Source organism: Bradyrhizobium sp. Ash2021, assembly GCF_031202265.1.
Classification (GTDB): domain Bacteria; phylum Pseudomonadota; class Alphaproteobacteria; order Rhizobiales; family Xanthobacteraceae; genus Bradyrhizobium.
The window spans coordinates 8,380,042-8,395,269 of record NZ_CP100604.1 but is presented as its reverse complement, the minus strand read 5'-3'; the positions used below and the strand labels follow the sequence as shown (position 1 = coordinate 8,395,269).

Here is a 15,228-nt window from a genome sequence, read left to right as displayed (position 1 = left end):
TGAGCCTTCTCCCTGCATCTTTGGTCAGTTGTCCTGTCGCCAATGCGCCGGCCCCGGCCAGCCTGCGCCAATGACAGGCCGACGTCCGCCGGCAACATCGCAATGCACGCGCTCGCGACGCCCCTCGATCCGTTCAATTTCGAAAACCCGGGAGGCGCCGTGGCACAACAAGGCGCTCGCCAGCATTACGCCGCCGCGCGCGCCTCACCCGTCGCATAGGCAGTCGTCTCGAACTCCAGGTAGCCACCGAATGAAGTCGGGTCGCCGAACGGCAGGATCTGCGTCGCCCAATATCCTCCGAAGCCGTTCTTCCGGTCGATCCAGAAGAACAGGTTGGGGAGACCGGCCCAGCCGAGCGCCCCGGCCGGCCGGCCGGTCGGCGCATCCTCGTCGTTGACCATGAAGGTGTAAGACCAGGATTTCTTCAGGCCGGGGAAGAACTCGGCATCGTTCGACAGGGCCGGAATGACGCCGGGCAGCATCGTGACCGTCTGGTGCGCTTGCAGGCCGTTGCGTACCGCGGCCTCGACAGTCTCCTTCTTGAGCACCCGGCCATGCGGCCCAGTTCCATCGTTCAGCCACATGCGGATGAATTTCATGTACTCGCCGATCGAGGCGTGGAGTCCGTGGCCGCCCATGTCGACTTCCGGATCAGGCGGCAATTGCATATCGGGAAGCGGGGTCAGCGACCCGTCGGCCCCGCGCTGATGGATGACGGCGAGACGCGCCCGCATCGAAGGAGTCAGCGAGAAGGCGGTGTCCTCCATCCCGAGCGGCGCGAAGATCCGCTCCTTCATCACCTCGCCGAGGCGCTTGCCGCGTATGCTCTCGACGACCTGGCCGCACCAATCAATGTTGCTGCCATATTCCCATTTGTCACCGGGATCGAACAGCAGCGGTGTCATCAGGGATGCCTTCGAGCAGGTGATTACGCTCGGCTGACCGCGCTCCTGCGCGAGGCGGAAATAGCTGGCGTTGAAGAAGTCGTAGCCGAGGCCGGCGGTATGCAGCATCAGCATCCGGGTGGTGATGTCTCGCTTCGGCGCCCGCAGCTTCGGCGTCCCGTCGGCGCCAAATCCGTCGAGCACTTCGAGCTTGCCGATGTCGGGGACGTAAGTTTTGGCAGGGGCGTCCAGGTCGAGCTTGCCTTCCTCGACGCATTGCATAACGGCCGTGCCGGTGATCGCTTTCGTGGTTGAGTAGATGGCGAACACAGTGTCGGTCGTCATTGCCTGCCCGCCAAGAACACGCTCGCCGGCGGCTCCTTCATAGATATTGGCCGAGCGGCTGGTGATCATCGCCACCACGCCGGGAACGCGGGGCTTGCCACTCACGACTTTTTGCAAGATCCCGTCACATGCGCCTCTCAAGTTGTCAGCCATTGCCGTTCCTCCCGTTTGAAATTCGCCAGTTCTGATCCTGTCTTCTCCACAGACTGCGGGCGGTTCGCGTAGAACGATGTCAACCATGGTCAGCTGTTCAGTAGGGCTCCAGTCCGACTATCCGAACGCCCGTTGCGCAAGCGAAAATCCCACTGCGACCTTAGCGGCAATCGTGGTTGGCGTTTTGATCATGATCTGGCTCTAGGTCAGTCTCGAACGCTCGACCGAGCGTTGGGAAGACTAGAACGAATTCTTGCACGCGGCTACGCATTTGCGTTTGTCATCGAAAGTGCCGACTTTTTTTGCTGAGGCATGTCAGCGATGCTGACACTCGATGTTTGCCGGCCTTGAAGTAGTCACGGGAGGTGGAGGAAACCCTCGGCATGACCATCTATATGGGCGGCGGGCCGTCGCGGATGTACGCGGCGGACGCCATTTCAGCCTTTGAAGAATTTCGAGTGCAGCTGGACGTTGCTGCCTGACCCAGCAGTTTTCTGAACACGAAATTCATTCTCGAACCAGAAAAACCGCAGAGGCGCTCGGCCTCACTGTGCCGCCGACGCTGCCGCCCGAGTCGACGAGGTGATCCAAGAGGGCTCACTTTGGTGCCACCGTGGCGGCAGCTTCTGAAAAAATGCCAAGACGTCATGACGTTGATGCGGCGGGCCAAGTGGTCGTACGCCGCAGTTGAAGCGGCGGTGGTTTGGGTGTCTCAACCCGTGAGGCCGTTGCTTTTAGGCGTTAGAGGTCTGCGCTCTTGATCTAGATCAACGGAACCAATCGTTTACCTGCTGTTAAATAGCACGTGCGTTTGGGGAAATGGCCGCCGCAAGTCCGAAGGACTTTCTGGTCATTCACCCCTCTGACCACCCCTCGGTGATCAATGAGTTAGACGAATCAGCAGTTTCCAAGCGTGAGCAGCCAGAGGGGACTGCTCGTTAATTCGGATGGATCAGCTGACGCTTATGAGCAGGCCGGAAACTTACCTTCAAGATTTGCAAATGATGAAGCGATGCCTTGAACTCGCTCAACATGGAGCGAAGAAAGGAGAGCTGCCGTTCGGCGCCGTAATCGTTTCTCGAGGACACGTCATTGCCGAGGCAACAAATTGCGTTTCATCGGAGAGCGACGTGACGCGACACGCGGAGGTCGTGGCGCTTTCCGAAGCACAAAAGGTCCTGAAACGAAAGCGTCTGCAGGATTGTACCTTGTATTCGATCGTTGAGCCCTGCCCGATGTGTTCGTTTCCTGCAAGAGAGGCGCGGATTGGTCGGGTGGTGTTCGCGCTTTCCTCTCCTGTGATGGGAGGATATTCGAAATGGGACGTGCTCAAGGACGACGATTTATCGAACAAACTGCCTGAGGTTTTTGGACCACCACCGGAAATCGTCTCCGGCCTGTTGTCAGCGCAGGCTGAGCAGGTCTGGAGGCAGTGGAACCCGCTCGTCTGGCGCTTCATGAAACGAAGAGGTTGCTTTGGATCGGCGGCGGTTCTGCCTGAGCGCCATGCGGCCGCGCCACGGCCCATGATTTCGTGGACCGCCTTGGCCGCCTTTTTAGCTGCGCCGGCCCTTTTGGTGAGCAAGGCGTTCCTGCACTCGCGCGCGGGTTCGCGGCCAATCCCGAAGCTCGACCCGGAGTCCGACTCGTGAGCGCGCTCGCGACGTCGCCCTTCGCATTCGTCTATCCCTGTTACGGCGAGAGCGGAATTCCAACGCCGCCGAGACGGCTTTGCTTCGATTCCTTGCCTACATCGGATACGCAGCGGGCGCTGAAGGAATCAGGCAGTTCAATGGCCGGCGTGAACGCAGGTGCGGGAAACCGAGGTGAGTTCCAAGCCGTTGTTTGGCACTGCGCAAGGCCAGCACCGCAATAACAGCGTCAACAGCTGGCCGGCTAAGACTGGGAAGTTGCCGTGGATCTTTAAGAACTGAACCTCCAATTTTACGCAGTCCAGGCTTACCTGCGGGTCCGATGTTTATGAGCGCTGCTCTCGGAAGTATTCGATGGGCAGGGTTTAGAACAACGCGACAAGCAGCAAAGGGAATTCTGAATTCGGCAGCAATTCGTGCCACGATTTGCGACTCCATATCGGCCGCGACAGCCCCGGTGGTGGCATGGAAGTCCCGTCTCTGCTCAAAACTTGTGATGGGGGAAGCCACTCCAGCAATCGGAGAGTAGCCAGAGCCCGGGATCATCCGAAGGAGCTCCTCGGCCCAGAGGAGGTCACTTGGATAAGCTTCACCTTTCCCGGCAAACACCGACGAAGCGATAACAACCTTACCCGGTCGGAGCTTCGGATCTAGCCCGCCGCATACGCCGAAGCTTATAACGCCGCGCACACCCTGTCGGATGGCGTCACGTAGAAGAAAGGCGGTCCGGTCACCATCAGCGATCATCGCTGCCGTCCCGGCTATTCTGGCCTCAATTGCAAGTCCAACAACGGCGATCACAGCCTTCATGTCGGGGGCGCCAGTCTGATCCTCCTCTGCCTCTTTTACGGTCACAAGCAGGGTCATCGCAGGCCTTCTGAAACGAAAGTGTCTCTAGATTTAGCTTGCGATCCCAAAGAAGGTAACTTGCGGGCTGTGCGTTTCTGCGAAATCTATGCGGGTGTGCTTTCGCGGTCACTAATCGTGGATCAGGCAAACAGCGCCGCCCTCTCGGTGATTTTCAGGTAAGTGCCGCTCTCGTGCCGCCACAGCCAGCCGAGAGCGACGGCGCGCTCGATACCGGCGCGGAACTGCTCGCCACTGCCGGCAGCCGCCAGAAATGGCTCATTGACGCGTTCGATGAAGATACGGCCATCCTGCACCGCTTCGACGCCGTTGGCGGTCTCGACGATCCTGCGCGCGGCGGCATCGGGATCGGCGAAGGGTTGCCGCTCGACGAATTTCATGCTGCCATCGTGATCTCGAGTGTGCCTTGCTGCAGTGCATGGGTCCGTTGTTGGCATTTTTCGGACCTCACGCGACGTCCGACGTGAGTCCGGAATGCACACTAAAGCGGACGTCCGCCGACCACTCTGGATTTATGGGTTCACGCCCTAGCTGAAATCGGCGGCGGTTCGTGGACCATGCGCTAGCGCCGAGCGCTTCGCCGTCAGGAAGCGGCAGCGATCATTTGGGCGCGGCGGCGGCGCACGCCGATGGTGCGCATGGTGGCAAAGCCGATCAGGAACAGGACAAGCTTGCTGACGATGCCGTAGATCGACATGAACACCGACCAGGTCGCCACGCTATAGTTGAGGGCCACGATCAGGTTCAGGCCGGCGGAAAAGAACATCAGGCCGGCCCAGACGTAGCCGAAGATGAAGGCGATATCCGGCACCATTTCGATCGCGACCGGCGGCAGATAGCGGTTGATCCATCCGGGCCTGAGCATCACGATGCCGACGACGGTGTAGATCACGGTCGGCTTGATCATCACGAAGCGCGGGTCGCGGGTGATCAGCGTGGCGGCGCCCGCGCCCAACACCAGGAACAGGCTCATCCACTGCATGGTGTCGATCGGCTTCTGGCGCAGAAACTGCCAGCCGATCTGGGCTGCACCCAGCGCCATGCCGAGCACGACCGCCAGGGTGACGTTCCCTGTCGTGAGGTAGACGACCAGGAAAAACAACGTCGACGCCATGTCGAGCAGCAGCAGTTTCCCGGCATCGAGCAGGTGTTTCATGGGCTGTTCAACTCCGTCACGGGCCCGGTAATTGTTACACCCCGGATTGCATTCCGACGAGAAGCTTCGCCGGCGCGATCGGCCGGCTGCTCAGGACTGCCGAAGCCCATGCGGAAGGCGCCCCAATGGCGGCCGCGGATGACGATCGGCGACGACAGATCCTTCATCAGCACGAAATTGCCGCCACCCATGTCGCGCCGGTAGGTTTGCAGCAAAAACGGCCTGGTGTTCGCCGCCACTTTCTTCACCGCGCGATCGCTGAACAGCCGCCGGTAGCGGCAGTTCGCGTTGTTCCAGACCAGGTCCGGCCTCTGCGGATGGCGATAGTTCGGATTATGGGTCGGCAGATAGCCGCCTTTGGCCCATGCGACACAAAACACGATTCTCGGATCGCATTTTTGAATTGGATCCTGGATCGCCGGCAGGACGCGGTCGGTGAAGGTGACGTAGTCCGTCATGTATTGTTTCGGATCGCTACCGGCGATTTCGCGGTATTTCTCGTCCATCAACTGATCGAGGGTGATCTCGCCGCGCGCGATCGCGCTTTCGAAGGCGGCCGAGATTTGCTTCGCCGTATCGATCACGACACGGATCAATGGCGCATCCGAGGTCTCCACGCCGCTGTCGGCAATGAGGGCGATCAGCCCTTCCGAGATATCGAGCAGCTTGGCGACCCGGTCGTCGGCATGCTTCAACTCGGTCGATGAGAGATCGACGCCCTTGGCAAGGTTGCCGAGCTCGTCGATGACCTTGTCGCAGTGTGAGAGATTGGAGGTGGCCGCCTTGGCGACGCCGTCGATCTCGCTCCCGACCGCCGTAAAGCCATTCTGGACGCGGGCGATGATGCCTTGGATCTGCGCCGCGCCTTCGCCGGCATTCTTGGCCCGGAGCGAGGCCTCGCCGCTCTCGCCGATCAGGCTGTTGACCTGGCCATCGAGGTCGCGAACGGTATCGTCGATCAGATGGGTCGCCTGCCGGGTCGCTTCGGCGAGATTCTTCACCTCGCTGGCGACGACCGCAAATCCTCTTCCCGCCGCGCCTGCGCGCGCGGCCTCGATGGTGGCGTTCAGCGCCAGCAAATTGGTTTGCCGCGCGATCGCCTCGATCGATCCGGATACTTTTGAGACTTCGGACAGCGCGCTGCCGACTGAACTCAGGCGATGCTCGATACGGCCGACCGCCTCGATCAGTTCGGCGATGTGCTGGACCGCGGTCTCCACCACGGTGCGCGACTGGGTGATTTCTCCGACCGCGGCCGTGGCGGCCGACTGCACCGCCTGCGAGGCGCTGGCGATGCCGTGATTGGCGGAGACCATGGTCTCGGCGGTTTTCTGCAACTGGCCGAACCGGTCGGATTGGCCGGAGACACGGCCCGCAACTTCCTGGAGGTTGCCGGCGACGTCGGCAAGTTCGACCCCGAGGCCGCCGATCCGGTTGGCAAGCTGGTCGACCAGGCGCTCGCTGGCCGACGGCGCGGCCTGGGCGTGATTCAGTTCCGAACTCTGAGCTGCCGGCATCACGGCATCCCCTTCATTGAAATGCGGGTCACAGCCGGTACGCGGTGCGGAAGCCACCCCAGTGGCGGCCGTTGACGCGGACCGGGACGTCGATCTCGCGCATCATGACGGTCTTGCCGTTGCCCATGTCGCGGGCATAGCTCTGGATCAGATAGGTACGCTGATTGCGGCCGGCGGCCAGGCCCGCCGTGTCGTTGAAGATGCGGCGGTTGCGGCTGTTGGCGGTGTTGAAGGCGACGTCGCCGGGGCGCTGCGGGTGCGAGTAGATCTTGTTGTGCACCGGCAGGTAGCCATTGCGATCGATCATCACGCAGAACGCCATGCGCGGATCCCTGGCAAGGAAGGCTTCCTGGAACGGTGGCAGCGTACCATCCGCCCAGTCCAGAATCTTGCTGCGATGCTGGACCGGGTTGGTGCCTGCGATCTCGACATAGTCGGTATCGAACATGTCTTCGATGGAGATGGCGCCGCTTGCGACCCCGCTTTCGAAGATCCTGGTCAGCGCTGCGCCGGCTTCCATAGCGCGGGTGACGAATTCGGTGTTCTCGTCGCGGATCGACCACAATTTGTCTTCGATCTTTTCGCTGAGCTCGGCATTCGGCGCCTCGAACCGTGCCTGCGCGCCCGCGTTGGTGCGTTCGCCGATCCGAATCCTGCAGGCGCCGATGTCCTGCAGCGTCGCACTGAGGCTCTGGTGTTGCGGCAGGCCGTCGGCAGCGGGGCCGCAGACCAGGATGCCTTCCATGGAAATCTCATAGACCGGCGCACTGATCGGGCCGCGCGCGGTCTGGATTTCGATCTTGAGGTTGCAGGGCAGCTTTTCGCCCTTGCGGTGGTCCGTCCGCTCGCCCTGGCGCAGCAGCACGGCGCAGCGCGATTTGAGCTTCTGCGCGAACGTCGTGACCGCCTGGCCCGCTTTGGCGACGTTCTCGCCATGCGCCTCGGCTTCCTTGGTCGCGCTGCCGATCTCGGTGGCGCTGTCGCCGACCGAGACGATGAAATGGGAAGCGGAGGCGGCGTTCTCGGACATTTCGCCGGTGGTCTGGTTCTGCTCGGCCACAGCGCCGTTGACGTTCTCGAATACCGGCCGGATCGCCTCGATCGCCTGCGAAATCCGATGCACCGCATCGACCGAACCCGCGGCATCCTTCTGCAGCGCTTCGATCTTTTTGGTGATTTCCTCGGTGGCGTGCTGGGTCTGCACCGCGAGCGCCTTGACCTCGGTGGCGACCACGGCAAAGCCGCGGCCGGCGTCGCCGGCGCGCGCTGCCTCGATGGTGGAGTTGAGCGCCAGCAGCGTGGTTTGCCGCGCAATCTGTGCAATCAGATTGACGACATTGCCGATGGCGGCGGAGGACTCCCTTAAGCGATCCACATTGGCGCTGGCTTCGCGGGCGGCGTCGCTGGCGAGATCCGCGAGCTTGCCGGCGTCGCGTACCTGCGCTCCTATGCCCTGTGCCGAATGGGTGAATTTGTCGGCGGCCTGCGAGAATGTCGTCGCCGTGGACTGCGCGGCGCTGGTGCGGCCGGTGAGGGCGTCGGTACGCTGGCGGATGGTGGACAGCGTCGCCGCGGTCGCTTCGGCGCCGCTGGCGACCGAACCGGCCGCGCGCTCGAGCTGGCGGATCATGGCGCCGAGTTCGAGTTCCAGCAGTTCGAGGATTTCCTTGGCCGAATCACTCTCGGAGGAGGCGGCTGCGTCGGCCACGGCGGCGCTTGCCGGAACCTTGGGTTCGACGGCAGGCGCAGCCGGTTCCGGCACTCGCTTTCGAAACAAACCGAACGCCATGGGAACTCTTAAAAGTTGAAATTGGGTGGGATATCCTCTCATCCGGGCATGAAGTCATGGTTAACAACTGCCTCACATTCCAGCAGGCGGCACTACTTTCATACCCAAAATAGCGCCAAATCTTTGATTTTGGCCGGTCACCGGCTTATAAGGCCGCGCTTTCACCCCCAAATTCCCCCGGACGAATCCAAGAGACCAAGCATGGCCGGCCATTCCCAATTCAAGAACATCATGCACCGCAAGGGCCGGCAGGATGCCCAGAAGTCGAAGCTTTTCGGCAAATTGGCGCGGGAAATCACGGTCGCGGCCAAGATGGGCCAGCCCGATCCGGCAATGAACGCGCGGCTGCGCGCGGCGATCATCTCTGCCCGCCAGGAAAACATGTCGAAGGACTCGATTGAGCGCGCCATCAAGAAGGCGACCGGCACTGGCGGCGAACATTATGACGAAATGCGCTACGAGGGGTATGGCCCCGGCGGCGTCGCCGTGATCGTCGAAGCCCTGACCGACAACCGCAACCGCGCCGCCTCCGACATCCGCTCCTACTTCACCAAATCCGGCGGCAATCTCGGCGAAACCGGTTCGGTGGCCTTCATGTTCGATCACACCGGCATCATCGAATATGATTCAAGCGTGGCCTCCGACGATGCGATGCTGGACGCGGCGATCGAGGCCGGCGCCGACGACGTGATCTCGAGCGCGAGCGGCCACGAAATCTATGCCTCGCAGGAAACCTTCCGCGAAGTGGCCAAGGCGCTGGAGGCGAAATTCGGCGAAGCCCGCAAGGCGGCGCTGACCTGGAAACCGCACAACACGGTCGCGGTCGACGACGAGACCGGCGAGAAGCTGTTGAAGCTGATCGATCTGTTGAACGAACATGACGACGTGCAGAACGTCTACGCCAATTTCGAGGTGTCGGACGCGCTGATGGCGAAGATGGGCGGGTGAGCGCCACGCCACGAGCAGGGGATGACGGCACCCGGGCAGGGGATGACGCTCTGTTTATGTTTCGTTCACCCGCCTCTGGCGTTATCACTACGCCATGACATCCCCACCGATTCGCCATCCCGTCCGGATCATCGGCATCGACCCCGGCCTGCGCCGCACCGGCTGGGGCGTGATCGAGACCGAGGGCAACCGGCTGATCTTCATCGGCTGCGGCTCGGTGGAGCCGCCGGACAATCTGCCGCTGGCAAGCCGGCTGTTGGCGATCCATGAGGGGCTTGCGGCGGTGCTCGGCGATTTCAAGCCGGCCGAGGCCGCAGTCGAGCAGACTTTTGTCAACAAGGACGGCGTCGCCACGCTGAAACTCGGCCAGGCGCGCGGGGTTGCTATGTTGGCGCCGGCGATGTTCGGCATCTCGGTTGCGGAATATGCACCCAACCAGGTCAAGAAGACCGTGGTCGGCGCCGGCCACGCCGACAAGAACCAGATTGTGGTGATGCTGAAGATATTGCTGCCGAAGGCCGAACCGAAATCCGCCGACGCCGCCGACGCGCTGGCGATTGCCATTACGCACGCGCATCACCGCCAGAGCGCATCGCTGCGGTTGAAGGTGGCCGGGCTATGATCGGCAAGCTCAAGGGCCTCATCGACAGCTACGGCGAGGATTATGTCATCCTCGATGTCGGCGGCGTCGGCTACCAGGTGCATTGTTCATCGCGTACGTTGCAGGCGCTGCCGGCGCCGGGCGAGGCGGCGGTGCTGTCGATCGAGACCTATGTGCGCGAGGATCAGATCAAGCTATTCGGCTTTCGCAGCGACATGGAGCGCGAATGGTTCCGGCTGTTGCAGACCGTGCAGGGCGTCGGCGCCAAGGTCGCGCTCGCCGTGCTCTCCACGCTGCCGCCGGCGGATCTTGCGAACGCGATCGCGCTGCGCGACAAGGCCGCGGTGGTGCGCACGCCGGGCGTCGGGCCGAAAGTGGCCGAGCGCATCGTCACCGAATTGAAGGACAAGGCACCGGCGTTTGCCAGTGTCGATCCGGCGCTGGTGCATCTGAGCGGCGCGCTCGACAATGACCGCGCGCCGCGCCCGGTCACCGACGCGATCTCGGCGCTGGTCAATCTCGGCTATGGCCAGCCGCAGGCGGCCGCCGCCATCGCCGCCGCCTCGCGCAGCGCCGGCGAGAAGGCGGAAACCGCGCAACTCATTCGGCTCGGGCTGAAGGAATTGTCGAAGTGACTCCCCCCTCCCGCATCGTCACCCCCGAGCGCCGCAGCGACGATGTCGGCGACACCGCGCTGCGCCCGCAATTGCTGTCCGAATTCGTCGGCCAGGCGCAGGCGCGCGCCAATCTTTCGATCTTCATCGAGGCCGCGCGCAAACGCGGCGAGGCACTGGATCACGTGTTGTTCGTCGGCCCGCCCGGCCTCGGCAAGACCACGCTGGCGCAGATCGTCGCGCGCGAACTCGGCGTCGGTTTTCGCGCCACTTCCGGCCCGGTGATTGCCAAGGCCGGCGATCTCGCCGCACTGCTGACCAATCTCGAAGAGCGTGACGTGCTGTTCATCGATGAAATCCATCGCCTCAGCCCGGCGGTCGAGGAAGTGCTGTATCCCGCGATGGAGGATTTTCAGCTCGACCTCATCATCGGCGAAGGACCGGCGGCGCGCTCGGTCAAGATCGACCTCGCCAAATTCACCCTGGTCGGCGCCACCACGCGCGCGGGCCTGCTCACCAATCCATTGCGCGACCGCTTTGGCATTCCGGTGCGCCTGAATTTTTATACCGAGGAAGAGCTGGAGAGGATCGTCACCCGCGGCGCCCGCGTGCTCAATATCGGCATGACGGCGGACGGCGCCAACGAGATCGCGCGCCGCGCCCGCGGCACGCCGCGCATCGCCGGCCGCCTGCTGCGCCGGGTGCGGGATTTTGCCTCCGCCGCGGACGCCAGCTCGATCGATCGCGCCATCGCCGACCATGCGCTGAGCGCGCTCGAGGTCGATGCCGCCGGCCTCGATGCCATGGACCGGCGCTACCTCACCACCATCGCGATGAACTATGGCGGCGGCCCGGTCGGCGTCGAAACCATGGCGGCGGCTTTGTCCGAGCCGCGCGACGCGATCGAGGACATCATCGAGCCGTTCTTGATCCAGTGCGGCTATCTGCAGCGCACCCCGCGCGGCCGGCTGTTGACCTCGCATGCGTTCCGCCATCTCGGCCTCGCCGAGCCCGCGCGCGATCCGGCGCAGTTCGGTTTGTTCAGCAACGGCAGCGAAGAAGAGTGACGGCTGGCGCCATTGACCCGCGACCGCGTGTTGCCACTGGCTTCGCGCAGTCCGGCTTCGGGCGCGGTCTGACGGATTGTTCGGCGACACGCCGTGCCGGCCTGCTGGCAATCTGCACAAACGCACCCCAATTCCGCTTGAATCCCGAAATACCAGGAGAATGCATCACGATCGGCAGCCATGTTTTCACGACGACAGTTCTTTCGGTTCATCGGTGGATTGGGCGCGCTCGGCGTCTCCACCACGGCTTACGGGTTCGGGGAACCCGTGCTGCGGCTTCGGGTCGCGCGCTATCACCTTTCGCCGCCGAAATGGCCGGCTGACTTCCAGCTCAAGATCGCCGTCGTCGCCGACCTTCACGCCTGCGATCCCTGGATGTCGCTGGATCGGATTCACGCGATCGTTGAACGCACCAACGCGCTCGATGCCGATGTCATCGTCATGCTCGGCGACTATGTCGCCGGACATCACCATGTCACGCGCTTCATTCCCGCCAGCGAATGGGCGCCGGTGCTGGCCGGGCTCAAGGCGCCGCTCGGCGTGCATGCGATCCTCGGCAACCACGATTACTGGGAAGACAAGACGGTGCAGCGCGAGGGGCGGGGCACGATCAACGCCCGCCGCGCGCTCGAAGACGTCGGCATCCCCGTCTACGAGAATGACGCCACGCGCCTGAGCAAGGACGGTCGTCCGTTCTGGCTGGCGGGTCTCGGCGACCAACTGGCCTATCTTCCGGCGCGCCGTTTCCGTCCCGTGCGGCGCATCGGCGTCGACGATCTCGGCGCGACGCTGAAGAAGGTGACCGACGACGCGCCGGTTATCCTGCTGGCGCATGAACCTGATGTCGCCGTTCGCGTGCCGTCGCGTGTCGCGGTGCAATTGTCCGGCCATACTCATGGCGGCCAGGTCCGCGTGCTGGGCTGGTCGCCGGTGGCGCCGTCCGGACAAGAGCTGGCCTATGGCCACATCCGCATGAATTGCGACGTCATCGTCTCCGGCGGCCTCGGCTGCAGCATCATGCCGTTCCGCCTCGGCGTCCCGCCGGAAATCGGGCTGGTGACGCTGGGCAGGTCGGCTGCTGCGGTGTCGTAGTTCGCTTTGAGTGCAGTCATGTGGGACGGTACGTCAGATGATGCTATGTCTGACGTACTGGAGTTTTACGGAATGAGAACCACGATCACGATCGACGACGAATTGTTTGCGAAAGCGCAGGAATTCGCGGGCATCAACGGCAAGTCTGCCGTTGTAACGGTTGCATTGCAGGCGTTCGTCCAGCGTGAGGCCGGCCGTCGGCTCGCCAGCATGGGAGGGACCCAACCGGACGCCGAGGCCCCGCCGCGGCGGCGTTTTTGAATCGTAGTTCTCACTCCCCGCGCGTTTTGATAAGTCCCTTACTGCAAACAATTTTATAACTGGCCAAATTTCGCGCCGCCGAATTCTCGGAGAAGTTTCAATGTCCTCCCTCGACGGCGAGATCCGCGACGGCCGCCATCACATGCAGATCCGCGTCTATTACGAGGACACGGATTTCTCCGGCATCGTCTATCACGCCAATTATCTGCGCTTCATGGAGCGCGGCCGCACCAATCATCTGCGGCTGATGGGCGCCGAGCAGCACGCGCTGTATGCGGAGGCTGAGCAGGAGACGCCGGGCTTTGCCTTTGTGGTGCGCTCGATGGAGCTCGACTATCTGCGGCCGGCGCGGATGGACGACGTGCTCGATATCGTGACGTGGCCGGTGGCGGTGAAGGGCGCCTCGATCACGCTGGCGCAGGAGGTGCGGCGCGGCGAGGAAGTCTTGGTCAAGGCGAAGGTGCGCGTCGCCTTTATCTCCGAGGGCAAAGCGCATCCGATCCCGAAATCGCTGCGGCGCTTGATGAAGGCCGATCTGGTCTAGCTATTAGGCGATAGGTAATAGCCCATCGACTCCCCGAAACGGCACGATAGAGTTGAGATCTCACCACGATCCGAGGCCCCCATGACACGTCCGCCGCTGCCGCCATTCACCCGGGAAACCGCCGCCCAAAAGGCCCGCATGGCCGAAGACGCCTGGAATTCGCGCGATCCCGAACGGGTGGCGCTGGCCTATACCGAGGACAGCCGCTGGCGTAACCGCTCCGAATTTTTTGAAGGCCGCGCCGCCATCGTCACGTTCCTCACCCGCAAATGGGAGAAGGAGAAAGACTATCGCCTGATCAAGGATCTCTGGGGCTTCGATCAAAACCGCATCGCGGTGCGCTTTCAATATGAATGGCACGACGCTGCCGGGCAGTGGTACCGTTCCTACGGCAACGAGCAATGGGAATTCGACGAGCACGGGTTGATGCGCCGGCGCGAAGCCAGCATCAACGATGTCGCGATTGCGGAGAAAGACCGGCGCTTCCATTGGCCAGCACCCGGACCAAGGCCGGCGGACGTGCCGGGACTGGGAGAGAGTCCGTTTTAAGGGGATGCTCGGAGCGTCGATAATCGAACCGCTCTTCAAGGCCCTAGAATGCCACCCCTAACCGTACTCCGCGTCGCCAAACGACGCGGCTTTTCTTTTTCACGCTGCCATAGAGGAACTCGAAACGGTCTGGCATCGAACGCTGACCGCAGACTTCGAGACACGCGCCGCCGGCGGAGTAATCGATGACCGTGCAAGTCAGGATCGGTTCCTTCGGGCCGAGGATGATCTTTCCGGTTCGGGACATCTGGCCCGACGGCACAACCCTTTTGTACAACCGCGGCTGCGGCATTCTGCTGCTCCCAATAGGCGTGGCACCATCAATACTGCGCGCGAAAGTGTAAAGATCGGTACATTTCCCAGGAATAAATTGTCGAAAGCTTGCGAAATCAAAGATCTGTTAAGCATGAAGCATGCCTGAATTCGTTGCCCCGGTTGAGGGCGCGGGGACGCCGCTTCGCGATGTCCCCGCCATTTGCGACCTTACGCCGCCGCCTTGTGCCGCGCGAGTTCGGCCTTATACAGCTCAAACTCCTCGGCGACCGCTTTCGCAATGCTCGGACGGGCGCGCAGCCGTTCGTAATAGGCTTTTACGACCGGCCATTTCGCCAGTTCGATCGGCGGCGTCGCCATCGTCCAGTTGATGACGGTGACGAGATAGGCATCGGCCACGCTGAAATGGTCGAGCAGGAATTCGCGGCCCTTCAGATAATTCTCGAGATAGTCGAGCCGCGAAAGGCCCTTGCCGAGGATGTAGGTCTTGACCTCCGGCGGCGCCGTCTTGTCGAGCACCGGCACGAACAGTCCCTTGTGCAGCTCGGTGCCGACGAAGCAGAGCCATTGATGCAATCGGCTGCGTTCCAGGCCGGGTCCGGTGGCGATGCCGGCCTGCGGAAAGCGGTCGGCGACATATTGCAGGATCGCCGCGTTCTCGGTCAGCAGCAGTCCGTCGTCGGTGCGCAAGGTCGGCACCAGCCCGAGTGGATTTACCTTACGGAAATCCGAGCCGTCGTTCTGCACCACCTTGGTCTTCGGATCGACCTCGAAATAGCTGGCCGTAGCACCGGCTTCATACAGCGCGATCCTCGTCGCCAGCGAGCAGGCGAGCGGCGAAAAATACAGGTCCATGGGGGTCTCCTTGGCGGTTTGGCTCAAATCTCGTGAGCCGGGTTGATTTTTATACCGTCTC

The 15,228-nt window shown here is 62.4% G+C and carries 17 protein-coding genes and 1 pseudogene; 10 read left to right on the top strand and 8 right to left on the bottom strand.

What is annotated here, in order from left to right:
• Positions 1-185 precede the first annotated feature (185 nt).
• Positions 186-1,382 carry a serine hydrolase domain-containing protein gene (locus tag NL528_RS40440; RefSeq protein WP_309179906.1) on the bottom strand — a complete coding sequence of 399 codons (1,197 nt, stop codon included), beginning with the start codon at positions 1,380-1,382 and terminating at the stop codon, positions 186-188.
• 359 nt (positions 1,383-1,741) lie between these two features.
• On the opposite strand from NL528_RS40440, the pseudogene NL528_RS40435 reads away from it, so the two are divergent.
• Positions 1,742-1,864: pseudogene (locus NL528_RS40435) on the top strand (carboxymuconolactone decarboxylase family protein); the annotation flags it as partial.
• Between the two features lie 465 nt (positions 1,865-2,329).
• Positions 2,330-3,034 (top strand): nucleoside deaminase, encoded by a 705-nt coding sequence (locus NL528_RS40430; protein ID WP_309179905.1) that lies wholly within the window; start codon positions 2,330-2,332, stop codon positions 3,032-3,034.
• Positions 3,035-3,130: 96 nt separating this feature from the next.
• Here NL528_RS40430 and NL528_RS40425 read toward each other — a convergent pair whose 3' ends face one another.
• The 5 genes from NL528_RS40425 to NL528_RS40405 all read right to left on the bottom strand — a co-directional run bounded on the left by NL528_RS40425 (position 3,131) and on the right by NL528_RS40405 (position 8,363).
• Positions 3,131-3,901 (bottom strand): adenosylhopane nucleosidase, encoded by a 771-nt coding sequence (locus NL528_RS40425; protein ID WP_309179904.1) that lies wholly within the window; start codon positions 3,899-3,901, stop codon positions 3,131-3,133.
• A gap of 122 nt (positions 3,902-4,023) precedes the next feature.
• Positions 4,024-4,281, bottom strand: a complete 258-nt coding sequence (locus NL528_RS40420; RefSeq protein WP_309179903.1) for a hypothetical protein — start codon at positions 4,279-4,281, stop codon at positions 4,024-4,026.
• 203 nt (positions 4,282-4,484) lie between these two features.
• Positions 4,485-5,057, bottom strand: coding sequence for a septation protein IspZ (locus NL528_RS40415; RefSeq protein ID WP_309179902.1), 573 nt, complete (start codon positions 5,055-5,057; stop codon positions 4,485-4,487).
• The gene (locus NL528_RS40410) at positions 5,054-6,574 is read right to left on the bottom strand and encodes a methyl-accepting chemotaxis protein (protein WP_309179900.1); all 1,521 of its coding nucleotides are present in this window, start codon (positions 6,572-6,574) and stop codon (positions 5,054-5,056) included. The genes NL528_RS40415 and NL528_RS40410 overlap by 4 nt, the downstream gene beginning before the upstream one ends.
• 28 nt (positions 6,575-6,602) lie before the next feature.
• Positions 6,603-8,363, bottom strand: coding sequence for a methyl-accepting chemotaxis protein (locus NL528_RS40405; protein ID WP_309179899.1), 1,761 nt, complete (start codon positions 8,361-8,363; stop codon positions 6,603-6,605).
• A 201-nt stretch (positions 8,364-8,564) separates the two neighbouring features.
• On the opposite strand from NL528_RS40405, the gene NL528_RS40400 reads away from it, so the two are divergent.
• The 8 genes from NL528_RS40400 (at position 8,565) to NL528_RS40365 (ending at position 14,039) form a co-directional block, all read left to right on the top strand.
• Positions 8,565-9,311 carry a YebC/PmpR family DNA-binding transcriptional regulator gene (locus tag NL528_RS40400; RefSeq protein ID WP_309179898.1) on the top strand — a complete coding sequence of 249 codons (747 nt, stop codon included), beginning with the start codon at positions 8,565-8,567 and terminating at the stop codon, positions 9,309-9,311.
• A 94-nt stretch (positions 9,312-9,405) separates the two neighbouring features.
• The gene (ruvC, locus tag NL528_RS40395) at positions 9,406-9,933 is read left to right on the top strand and encodes a crossover junction endodeoxyribonuclease RuvC (protein WP_309179897.1); all 528 of its coding nucleotides are present in this window, start codon (positions 9,406-9,408) and stop codon (positions 9,931-9,933) included.
• Positions 9,930-10,547: a Holliday junction branch migration protein RuvA gene (ruvA, locus tag NL528_RS40390; RefSeq protein WP_309179896.1), complete on the top strand. Its 618-nt coding sequence runs from the start codon at positions 9,930-9,932 to the stop codon at positions 10,545-10,547. The genes ruvC and ruvA overlap by 4 nt, the downstream gene beginning before the upstream one ends.
• Positions 10,544-11,593 carry a Holliday junction branch migration DNA helicase RuvB gene (ruvB, locus tag NL528_RS40385; protein ID WP_309179895.1) on the top strand — a complete coding sequence of 350 codons (1,050 nt, stop codon included), beginning with the start codon at positions 10,544-10,546 and terminating at the stop codon, positions 11,591-11,593. Before ruvA ends, ruvB begins: the two co-directional genes overlap by 4 nt.
• A gap of 180 nt (positions 11,594-11,773) precedes the next feature.
• Positions 11,774-12,685, top strand: a complete 912-nt coding sequence (locus tag NL528_RS40380; RefSeq protein WP_309179894.1) for a metallophosphoesterase — start codon at positions 11,774-11,776, stop codon at positions 12,683-12,685.
• Between the two features lie 72 nt (positions 12,686-12,757).
• Complete coding sequence (locus tag NL528_RS40375; RefSeq protein ID WP_309179892.1) at positions 12,758-12,946, top strand: type II toxin-antitoxin system VapB family antitoxin; 189 nt, start codon at positions 12,758-12,760, stop codon at positions 12,944-12,946.
• Between the two features lie 100 nt (positions 12,947-13,046).
• Positions 13,047-13,490: a tol-pal system-associated acyl-CoA thioesterase gene (gene ybgC / locus NL528_RS40370; RefSeq protein ID WP_309179891.1), complete on the top strand. Its 444-nt coding sequence runs from the start codon at positions 13,047-13,049 to the stop codon at positions 13,488-13,490.
• 81 nt (positions 13,491-13,571) lie between these two features.
• Positions 13,572-14,039: a nuclear transport factor 2 family protein gene (locus NL528_RS40365; protein ID WP_309179890.1), complete on the top strand. Its 468-nt coding sequence runs from the start codon at positions 13,572-13,574 to the stop codon at positions 14,037-14,039.
• 43 nt (positions 14,040-14,082) lie between these two features.
• Here NL528_RS40365 and NL528_RS40360 read toward each other — a convergent pair whose 3' ends face one another.
• Positions 14,083-14,331 (bottom strand): PilZ domain-containing protein, encoded by a 249-nt coding sequence (locus NL528_RS40360; protein WP_309179889.1) that lies wholly within the window; start codon positions 14,329-14,331, stop codon positions 14,083-14,085.
• A 191-nt stretch (positions 14,332-14,522) separates the two neighbouring features.
• Positions 14,523-15,167 (bottom strand): glutathione binding-like protein, encoded by a 645-nt coding sequence (locus NL528_RS40355; protein ID WP_309179888.1) that lies wholly within the window; start codon positions 15,165-15,167, stop codon positions 14,523-14,525.
• Positions 15,168-15,228 lie beyond the last annotated feature (61 nt).